The 9,744-nt window shown below is 64.4% G+C and carries 11 protein-coding genes and 1 pseudogene; 6 read left to right on the plus strand and 6 right to left on the minus strand.

Features of this window, described 5'->3' with window-relative positions:
- From GOW04_RS21640 to GOW04_RS21665, 6 genes and pseudogenes are all read right to left on the minus strand, one after another.
- A pseudogene (locus GOW04_RS21640) lies at positions 1-250 on the minus strand (hypothetical protein); the annotation flags it as partial.
- The gene (locus GOW04_RS21645; protein WP_171170702.1) at positions 247-642 is read right to left on the minus strand and encodes a biopolymer transporter ExbD; all 396 of its coding nucleotides are present in this window, start codon (positions 640-642) and stop codon (positions 247-249) included. The pseudogene GOW04_RS21640 and the gene GOW04_RS21645, both read right to left, overlap by 4 nt.
- Entirely contained in the window at positions 639-1,010 is a 372-nt protein-coding gene (locus GOW04_RS21650; protein WP_171363754.1) for a biopolymer transporter ExbD, read from the minus strand. Before GOW04_RS21650 ends, GOW04_RS21645 begins: the two co-directional genes overlap by 4 nt.
- Complete coding sequence (locus GOW04_RS21655; protein WP_171233979.1) at positions 1,000-1,665, minus strand: MotA/TolQ/ExbB proton channel family protein; 666 nt, start codon at positions 1,663-1,665, stop codon at positions 1,000-1,002. Before GOW04_RS21655 ends, GOW04_RS21650 begins: the two co-directional genes overlap by 11 nt.
- A 4-nt stretch (positions 1,666-1,669) precedes the next feature.
- Complete coding sequence (locus GOW04_RS21660; RefSeq protein WP_174830535.1) at positions 1,670-2,116, minus strand: hypothetical protein; 447 nt, start codon at positions 2,114-2,116, stop codon at positions 1,670-1,672.
- 22 nt (positions 2,117-2,138) lie between these two features.
- Entirely contained in the window at positions 2,139-4,112 is a 1,974-nt protein-coding gene (locus GOW04_RS21665; protein WP_254430237.1) for a TonB-dependent receptor domain-containing protein, read from the minus strand.
- A 298-nt stretch (positions 4,113-4,410) separates the two neighbouring features.
- Here GOW04_RS21665 and GOW04_RS21670 point away from each other — a divergent pair, with 298 nt between their 5' ends.
- The 6 genes from GOW04_RS21670 to GOW04_RS21835 form a co-directional block, all read left to right on the plus strand.
- Positions 4,411-5,463, plus strand: a complete 1,053-nt coding sequence (locus tag GOW04_RS21670) for a hemin-degrading factor (protein WP_171233981.1) — start codon at positions 4,411-4,413, stop codon at positions 5,461-5,463.
- Positions 5,463-6,311 carry a hemin ABC transporter substrate-binding protein gene (locus tag GOW04_RS21675; RefSeq protein ID WP_371814432.1) on the plus strand — a complete coding sequence of 283 codons (849 nt, stop codon included), beginning with the start codon at positions 5,463-5,465 and terminating at the stop codon, positions 6,309-6,311. Before GOW04_RS21670 ends, GOW04_RS21675 begins: the two co-directional genes overlap by 1 nt.
- Complete coding sequence (locus GOW04_RS21680; RefSeq protein WP_171233983.1) at positions 6,308-7,381, plus strand: iron ABC transporter permease; 1,074 nt, start codon at positions 6,308-6,310, stop codon at positions 7,379-7,381. The genes GOW04_RS21675 and GOW04_RS21680 overlap by 4 nt, the downstream gene beginning before the upstream one ends.
- Positions 7,382-8,161, plus strand: a complete 780-nt coding sequence (locus GOW04_RS21685) for a heme ABC transporter ATP-binding protein (RefSeq protein ID WP_171117696.1) — start codon at positions 7,382-7,384, stop codon at positions 8,159-8,161.
- A 620-nt stretch (positions 8,162-8,781) separates the two neighbouring features.
- Positions 8,782-9,500 (plus strand): IS5 family transposase gene (locus GOW04_RS21690; RefSeq protein ID WP_171233984.1). Its coding sequence is split into 2 segments (ribosomal slippage): positions 8,782-9,109 and positions 9,109-9,500, totalling 720 coding nucleotides; the frame shifts between segments, so codons are not numbered across the junction.
- A gap of 43 nt (positions 9,501-9,543) precedes the next feature.
- On the plus strand, positions 9,544-9,744 hold a 201-nt coding region (locus tag GOW04_RS21835), incomplete at its 3' end, for a hypothetical protein (protein WP_217356982.1).

The raw sequence follows: 9,744 nt of genomic DNA on the forward strand, positions 1-9,744 counted from the left end.
CACGGTCGGCCGGGGCCTCTGGCGCGGTCCGGGCCGGGGCAACGGGTGACTGCTGCGCGGCCGCCGGGGGCGGGGCCATGGTTCCAGCCGCGTAATCCCGGAACGAGGACCCCAGCGCCGCAGGGGCAACCGTGCCACCGCCTTCGACGAAAACCGCCTCGTCCGTGTCGAATTCGAACAGGGCGGCGGCGTGGGTCGCGGCGGCCAGCACGACCAGCGCGGCGGCCATGATGCGGGATTGCGGGATCATGGCAGGCCCCGCTCGGTCACGACGAAGACCCGGTTGGCGCCCAAGGTACGTAGGGCATCGCTGACCTCTTTCAGCCGCACCGCCGGCAAGGCCCGGTCGGGCACCAGCCGCACGGTATCCAATGGCAGGTCGATCGAGGCGCGCTCGACATAGGCCGCCACATCCGTCAGCTCGGCCCCGCGATATTCCAGCACGCCGTCGGCGCGGATGACCAGCGCATCCGGGGGCTCGCGCCCTTCAAGATCCGCCGTCCGCACCAGTTGCACCGACTCGCCCAGAGGCGGCGCCAGCGTACCTGCGATCATGAAGAAGACCAGCATCAGAAAGACCACGTTGATCAGGGCGATCGTCGGCTCGCGGCCGGGTTTCGTTTTCGGGGTCAGCCGGATCATCCGATGACCTGCGTGCTGAGCCGGGACACGGGTTCCAGCGCGGTCAGCAAGTCGATCAACTGCTGCGAGGTCGCCCCGCCGCCCAGGCTGATCAAGGCCAGCTGGTCGGTTCGGCCGTCGAACCGTGCGGCGACCGCGTCGGGCGCGACTTCGGTGCCGTCGATCAGGATGCGGTCGCGCTCCAGCTTGATGAACCGGATGGACCGCTGGGCCTGCGAACCGCCCGCCGCGGCGGTGGTCAGTTCGATCTCGGCGTATTTCGAGAAGGTCGAGGTGAGCATGAAAAACAGCAGCAGCAGAAAGATGACATCGATCAAGGATGTCATCGACAAGCGCCGGTGCCGCCTTTTGCGGGTTTCAAGCGCCAAGTGCCAGCGCCTCGGAGGACGGAATGGCCGGGCGTGGCGCGGCGGCGTGGCCGGGGGCAAACACCGTGCGCAGGGCGCGGTTAGTAAAGACCCGTTCGCGGGTCATCCGCGCCTCGAACCAGGTCAGGACCAGCGAGGTGGGCATGGCCACGGCCAGCCCCGCGGCGGTCGTCATCAACGCAACCCAGATGCCGCCGGCCAGCAGCGCCGGATCCACCGCGTTGCCGGCCTCCTGAAGGGTGCGGAAGGCCTCGATCATGCCCAGCACGGTGCCGAACAGCCCCAGAAGCGGCGCAAGCTGCGAGACCATGTCCAGCACGTTCAGCCCGCGTTCCAGCCCGGCAAAGCGCGCCTCGGCCTCGGCATCGGCGCGGTCCATCAGTTCCGGCCCGTGCCCGTCCAGCGCCATGGCGACCACCGGTGCCAGATAGCTGCGGCTTCGGTCCAGATGCGCGCGCGCGGTTGCCCGGTCGTTGCGGTCCCAGGCTTCGATGGCCAGCGACAGCTCGACATGCCGCCCGACCCCGGCGGCCTTGTATTGCCACAGCTTGTAGAGGATCAGCGCCATGGTCGCGACAGAGGTCGCGATAAGCACCGCCACGACCGGGCCGCCCAGGTCCAGAATTGCGGTCAGTCTTTGCAGAAACGCATCCATCGGATCATCCAATCAACTCGGTTTCAAGGCGGCTGCGCAGCGTCAGGCCGGACAGGCAGGCATCGGCCAGATCACCTGGATAGGCGCAGTCCTGCACCCCGTTGATCAGGATCCGGCTGATCTGATTGCAGGCAAGGCCGGTGAATTTGAACTGGCGCACGCGGGGCCGCCCGGCGGGCAGGTCCTGGAAATCCAGCAGCGTCAGCAGGGCCACTTCGCCTTGCGCGCCGAACAGCACCGTTTCATAGACGGCGCCGCCGATATCCGCGGGATGGGCGTTTTCGACCACGAAGCTCAGCAGGCAGCCCTGATCTTGGTCCACGGCCGAGCTGAGCTCGATCGTGACGCTGCCCGCTCGCTGCGTGTTCTCGGCACTGGCCAACCCCGCCCCCGCGATGGGGGGCAGGGCCAGCAGGACCGCCCGAACAAGGTGATGCACGGCTTTTGTCATGACGGGTCCTTTCCGTGTGGGTTCAGAAGGTCTTGGCCAGGGTCAGCTTGAAATTCCGGCCCGGCGAATTGCGGGTCGACAGGTTCGGCTGATAGGCCTTGTTAAAGATGTTCTCGATCCCGGCGCGCAGTTCGAACCCGGCCAGTGCGCCCTCTTGCGGCAGATAGGTCGCGCGCAGGGTGTTCACCCCGTACCCGCCCACCGGATCGCCCGAGGAATCGAGCCCCGACTTGGCGCCGAAGATCTCCCAGCTGACATCCAGGGTTTCGCCGAAGCGCTTGCCCAGAGTGATCCGCGCAGAATCCGTGGGTTCGTTGCGCCACGGCGATCCGATGCCCGCCGCGTTGAATTCGGTGGCGCTGACGATATTGGCGTTGAAATCGACGTAGAAGCCCGTGGCATGGGCGTAGGAGGCCTCGATCTCGACGCCCTCGGTTTCGACCTTGGACAGGGGCCGTGACGGCCTGCCCGACACATACGAGGTGATGTCCCACAGATCGGTGCTGTAGAGATTGACCTTGGCGCGCAGGACGTCGCCGGCGGCGAAGATGTCGCCGCGGTCATAGGAAAAGCCGGCCTCCCAGGTGCGGGATTTCTCGGGCTGGGTCATGTAGAGCGGTGTGCCCAGATCGTCGATGATCGGCAGGCTTTCGGTATAGGCCCCGCCCGCGAACACCGCGAAGCCGCTGGCGAATTCATAACGGGCTGACAGGCCGCCCATCAGCGCGTTGTTGTCATAGCTGGCGTTGAAGGGCGCGACCGCGTCGCTGTTGCCTTTGATGTCTTGCATTTCGTAACGCAGCGCGGGCGTCACGGTCAGCTGGTCGCTGAGCTGGATGTCGTCGACGGCAAACAGCGCGATGCGGCGGTCGGTGCCACCCGGCGCCGATGGGGCATCCAGCCGCTCGCGCTCGATGAATTCCACCCCGAACCGCAGATCATGCGACGCCGCCCCGGTCTGGAAATACGCGCTGTTCTTGATCGTCAGCTTGGTGGTTTCGAAATTGTGCGTGGCATCGGCCAGCGCCCGGATGCCGGGGAAGAAGGGCGTTCCTTCCCGGCTGGACGAACCGGGCACATAGCTGCTGTCGATGGACTGCTCGGAATAGCTGAGATTGACGTCCAGATCGACCAGATCGTTGCCGGCCGGCCGGTACTGATAGCGCAGAACGGCGATCCGGGTTTCGATGTCGCGGTCCACGTTGCCGAAGGCGTCCGCCGTCGTGCCGAAGGAGTCATAGGGCACGTCGCGCTCTTCCGAAGTGGACTGGTTCCAGGACGCGGTGATCGAATGTTCAAGGTTGTCGCCAAAGCTGTATTTTCCCTTGGCCAGCAGCGAAGGCAGGGTAAAGGCGCTGTTGCCGATCGTGTCGCCGTTCCCGTCCTTCTGATCGTCCTGGTCGCGATAGGTGTAGTTGAACAGGAATTCGGTCTGCCGGTTGGGTTGCCACGCCAGGATCGACGACGAGGCGAAGCCGTTGCCGTTGGAATACCCTTCGAGCGTCTGGCGGAAGCGGAACCCAGGCTCGCCGCCGGTAAAGTCGGACGCGTCCTTGGTTTCCAGCTGAACCACGCCACCGACGACGCCCGAGCCGTATTCGAAGGACCCGACCGTGCCGCGGATGACCGAGACGCTTTTATACAGCTGCGGATCAGTGAACAGCTGGTTGCCGATCCGGTACAGCTCTTCCGCGCCGGTGGTGGCGCCGTCGACCAGAATCAGAACCTTCTGGTCGGTGCCGAAGGTGCCGTTGGCCCCGTATCCGCGGATATTGATGCCCGATCCTTGCGGGGTCGAGCCGTTCACCAGGGTAACGCCGGGAACCGAATCGATCAGCTCGGCCACCGTGTTGGCCTGACGGTCATCGATCTCTTCCTGGTCGATATTCGTGACCGGAACCGCGGTGCCGGTCTGGATCTCGCGTTTGCTTTCGCCCAGCACCAGGGTCCCGAGGAACCCGTCATCCTGTTCCTGCGCCCAAACCATGGACGCCATCAAACCAAGGCAAGACGCAGTCCCAAGCAGGCCTGCAATATGTGTACGCGCACGCATTTCTGTCCCTTCGAAACAAGTGTGAGGACCGGAGATGCTTGCAGGTCGCTGGCGCTGGTCGGTTTTTTTGCTGTTTTTTGGAATCGCCTTTTCGCGGCGACTTGTGCTCGTTAATAAAGGTGACTAAAACAGTCAACATAATTTCGTGCCTGTAAATACAGCACTGCCAGCAGGTCACTGATTGCGATCAGCGCCCGGGCCAGCACCCCCTTGGAACCACGATGAAGACGGGAAACCCGCTATGGAACAGGTGCTTATGGCTCCTCAGGATATTCGTGCTGCCTATGCGCAGAAAACAGGCCAGCGAGATCGCGATTTCGCGGAATCGCTGGGGTTGAGCGAGGGCCAGCTGGTCGCGGCCTTTGCCGGGCAGGGCGTGACGCGGCTGACCCCCGGCCTTGACGGGCTGTTCGGCCAGTTGGCCGGCTTGGGCGAGGTCATGGCGCTGACGCGCAACCCGTCCTGCGTGATCGAAAAGATCGGGCGATACGACAATTACCACAGCGGCCAGCATGCCGCGATGGTGCTGACCGAAGAAATCGACCTGCGTATGTTCCCCGCGCAATGGCACCATGTCTTTGCCGTCGAGCGGGAAACCGAAGCCGGTCTGCGCCGCTCAATCCAGGTGTTCGATGCAGCCGGGGACGCGGTTCACAAAATCATCCTGCGGGATGGCTCGGACCTGGGCCACTGGGACAGCTTGGTTCGGGCATCGGCCGCCGAGAATCAAGGCCAGACGATGGTGGTCGTGCCGCGCAAACCGGCCGAAGCGCCCAAGACCAATGCCGACAAGGCCGACGCGCTGCGCCGCGAATGGGCAAAGATGACGGACACGCACCAGTTCCTGCGCCTGACTTCCAAGCTCAGGATGAACCGGCTGGGCGCCTATCGCATCGCGGGCGAACCGCTGGCCCGCGCGGTTGATCCCGCGGCGGTCACCGGCCTGTTCGAACAGGTGCGGGACCGGCAGATCGAGGTGATGATCTTCGTCGGCAACCGCGGCTGCATCGAGATCCACGGCGGCCCGGTGCAAAATCTTCAGCAGATGGGGCCGTGGTTCAACGTGCTGGATCCGGGCTTCAACCTGCATCTGCGCGGCAATCACATCGCCGAGGTCTGGGCCGTCGACAAGCCGACCCAGCGCGGCCCGGCGATCTCGGTCGAGGCTTTCGATGCGGACGGTGCCCTGATCCTGCAGATCTTCGGGCGCCGCACCGGCAAGGCCGATCATCGCCCCGCCTGGGATGCGCTGGTGGCGGCGCTGCCCGGCCCGGCCGCTGCCGGAGCGGCATGATGCGGGGCCTGGTGTCACTCTGCGCCGCCCTGCTGGTTTCGGCCGCGGCCGCGCAGGCCGAGAGCAACCGCGTGATCGCCATCGGCAGTTCGCTGACCGAGATCGTCCATGCCCTGGACCAGCAGCACCGGCTGGTCGGCCGTGACCGCAGTTCGACCTGGCCGCCCGAGGCGGCGGATCTGCCCGATGTCGGGTATCGCCGGGCCCTGTCGCCCGAGGGCGTGCTGTCGGTTGCCCCCGACCTGATCCTGGCGCTCGAAGGGTCGGGCCCGCCCGAGACCATCGCGGTGCTGCAAGAGGCCGGCGTGGATTACGTCGCCATTGCCGACGAATTCTCGCGCGATGGCGTCATCGACAAGATCCGCGCCGTGGGTGCTGCGCTGGGGGTCGAGCCCGAGGCCGAAGCCCTGGCGGCCGAAACCGCACGACGGCTGGACCGGGCGCTGGCCGAGTCGTCCGCCGCGCAGGACGCGCCGGTGAACGTGCTGTTCCTGCTTTCGGCACGGGGCGGCGAGTTTGTCGTCGGCGGGGCCGAGACCCAGGCCGACACCATCATCCGGATGGCCGGAGGCAAGAACGCGGCCGCCGATGTGACGGGTTTCAAGACGATGACGCCCGAAGCCTTGGCCGCCACCGCGCCGGACGTGATCCTGATGATGGAGCGCCAGGGCGAGGCGATCCTCTCGGAGGAAGAGCTGTTCGCGCTGCCCGCGGTCCGGCTGACCTCGGCGGGGCAAAACCGGGCGCTGATCCGGATGCCCGGCGCCTATCTGCTGGGCTTTGGCCCGCGCACCGCCGACGCGGTCATGGATCTGTCGGCCGCATTGCGGGGCGTCAGGGGCTCATGACGCTGGCACTGGACAACGGCGCGCCCCCGTCCGCCGAGGCCCGCAGGTCGCGGGCGACATGGGTGACCCTGACCCTGATCGGCCTTCTGGCCGTGACCAGCGTGGCCAGCGTCTCGGTCGGCGCGTCCGGGGCCTCGCTGAAGATGGCCGTTTCAGATCTGCTGCATGGCCGGGGCCTGTCGGATCTGAACCGGATCGTGCTGTGGGATATCCGCCTGCCGCGGCTGGCGATGGGCATCCTGGTCGGGGCGGCGCTGGCGGTGTCGGGCGTGGTGATGCAGGGGCTGTTCCGAAACCCGCTGGCGGATCCGGGCATCGTCGGCGTCAGCACGGGGGCGGGGCTGGGCGCGATCACCGCCATCGTCTTCGGCAACCTTCTGCCCGCCGCCGTTCTGGCCTGGGTCGGCAGTGGCCTGGTCGCGGTTGCCGCCTTTCTGGGCGGCTGGGCGTCGGTCTTGATCCTCTATCGCGTTTCGACGCGCCAAGGGCAGACCTCGGTCGCCACGATGCTGCTGGCCGGTATCGCCCTGGCGGCTCTGTCCGGCGCGGTGTCCGGGGTAATGGTGTACGTCGCCGACGATCAACAGCTGCGGGATCTGACCTTCTGGGGCATGGGGTCACTGGCCGGCGCGACCTGGACCAAGGTCGCCACCGCCGCGCCCTTGATACTGGCGTCGATCCTGTGCGCGCAGCGTCTGGCCCGCGCCCTGAACGGCCTGGCCATGGGCGAAGCGGTGGCGCATCACATCGGCATTCCGGTGCAGCGCAGCAAGAACATCGCGATCCTGACGGTGGCCGCCGCCACCGGCGCGGCCGTGGCCGTGTCGGGCGGGATCGGGTTCATCGGCATCGTCGTGCCGCATCTGCTGCGGCTGAGTACCGGCCCCGATCACCACCGGCTGCTGGTGAATGCGGCCTTGCTGGGCGCGGCCCTGTTGCTGGCCGCCGACATGATCAGCCGGGTGATCGTGGCCCCGGCCGAGCTGCCGATCGGCATCGTCACGGCCATTCTGGGCGCGCCGTTGTTCTTCTGGATCCTGCTGCGCCGCCACGGATCGATGGGAATGTGAATGATGAAAGCTGAAAATGTCGGCGTCCGCATCGGGCGCAAACAGATCCTGCGCGATGTGGATTGTCTGGCCGAACCCGGACAGGTCACCGCGATCATCGGGCCCAACGGCTCGGGCAAATCCACCTTGCTCAGGGCGCTGTCGGGCGACATCCCGAACACCGGCCGGATCACCCTGAACGGCCTCGACATCGCGGCCCTGCAGCCCTGGGAACTGGCGGCGATGCGGGGCGTTCTTCCGCAATCCTCGGCGGTCGCCTTTCCCTTCACCGCGCTGGAAGTCGTACGGCTGGGCCTGCCCGGCGGCCTGGCCGACGGCGACGACGCCTTGCCGTCGCGCGCCCTGGCGCATGTCGATCTTGCGGGGTTCGAGCCGCGCTCCTACCATAACCTGTCCGGCGGCGAGCAGCAACGCGTGCAGCTTGCGCGCGTTCTGACCCAGGTCTGGAGCTCGGTGCGGCGCGACCGGCCGCGCTGGCTGTTGCTGGACGAACCCGTCGCCAGCCTGGACATCGCGCATCAGTTCACGGTTCTGCGCATCGCGCGCGAATTCGCCGATCAAGGCGGCGGCGTCGTGGTCGTGATGCATGACCTGAACCTGACCGCATTGTTCGCCGACAAGGTCTGCGTGCTGTCGAACGGAAAGCTCTGGCGCACCGGCACGGTTTCAGAGGTCTTGACCGACGATGTGATGCGGCAGGTCTATGGCATCGATCTGCCGGTCAGCACCCTGCCCACAAGCGGCGTTCCGTTCATCCTGCCGCAGGCGCGGGTACCCTAGCGCCCCGGCCCAGCCACCTCTGGCTTTCGGGTGTTTGCTGAGATCGCAGGATAAGTGTGATTGGTAAGACGCTTACTCTGATCGTTCCAAAATTTTGCAACACAACCGGCGCTTTGTCGCTGCGCAGCATATTCCGGAATTCCGACTTCACTCTTCCCCACGATTGTCACGCTTTCGGCAAACCTGGTCACTATACTACGGTGGCGGTTTAACCGTGAGTGAGTGTTTTCAGTACGTTCTGTGCTCGGGGGTTGAAAGTCCCTGGGCGAAATTCAGTTGGTTTGGGCGTGTCACTTCGACCTTCAAGCAGGATGCGTTTGTCGTACTAGAGGATACGCAGATGCAGGGCGACCATCTGATTGCACAGGTTCGACATGATATTCATGGCGACTTCAGGAATGCTTGGGTGATCTCCTTCAAGCGCCGCCTATGCAGATTTCACGGTGCTCTCAATCCCCTGGGCAATCACGATGCCGAATTCGCCCAACGTGCTGCGTAGCGTGTTGCTGAGCTGTGTCCGTTGCCGCACGACAAGATCGCTGGCTAGGTTCTGGACCTATTAATTTGGTTGCCGCTTTCCCGCCTACTTGATTCATGTCCGTGAGTTTCAGGGGTATGACATGAGCAATCTATTCTGGTTGACCGATGAGCAGATGGCGCGGCTTCAGCCTTACTTTCCCAAGAGCTATGGTAAGCCGAGGGTTGATGATCGACGCGTACTGAGTGGGATTATCTTCATCAACCGCAATGGGTTGCGTTGGTCCGATGCGCCTCGCGAGTATGGTCCGTCAAAGACGCTGTACAATCGCTGGAAACGATGGAGCGATATGGGTGTGTTCGCTCGGATCATGAACGGGCTGGCTGCGGAGGGAACCGATCAGAAGACCATTATGATTGACGCAACCTACCTCAAAGCGCACCGCACGGCTTCCAGCCAGAGGTTGAAGAAGGGGGGCGTGGCAGGCTGATAGGGCGCACCAAGGGTGGCATGAATACGAAACTGCACGCCGTTACTGACAGCCTCGGACGCCCCATCCGCTTCTTCATATCCGCTGGCCAGGTGAGCGTTTACACGGGCGCCAGGGCTCTGGTAAATAGTATACCATCGGCTGACTGGCTGCTGGGAGATCGAGGCTATGACGCAGACTGGTTCCGCGAAGCCCTTAATGACAGGGGAATAAAGCCCTGTATCCCAGGTCGAAAGTCACGCGACAAGCCTGTCCGATACGATAAGCGCCGCTACAAACGACGCTACCGCATTGAAATCATGATCGGACGCCTGAAGGATTGGCGGCGCGTCGCCACCCGATATGACAGATACCCAAAGGTATTCCTCTAGGCCATCGCTCTCGCTGCTACAGTCCTATTCTGGCTGTAAATCAATGAGTCTGGAGCCTAATAGTAACCAAGTGGAACATTTGGGTATTAGCGCATTGCTGCAGGGCATGGCGCATGTGCCGGGCGCAATCTTAACCGCCACTGAAGCATTCGAAGTCGTCGTCGATCACGATGACCCAGCCGCTGCCCAAGCGGATAGGGCATTGAACGACGTCGTGAGAACAGTACTTCTCCCCCGCATGGAG

The organism is Ruegeria sp. HKCCA4812, assembly GCF_013034245.1.
Taxonomy (GTDB): domain Bacteria; phylum Pseudomonadota; class Alphaproteobacteria; order Rhodobacterales; family Rhodobacteraceae; genus Ruegeria.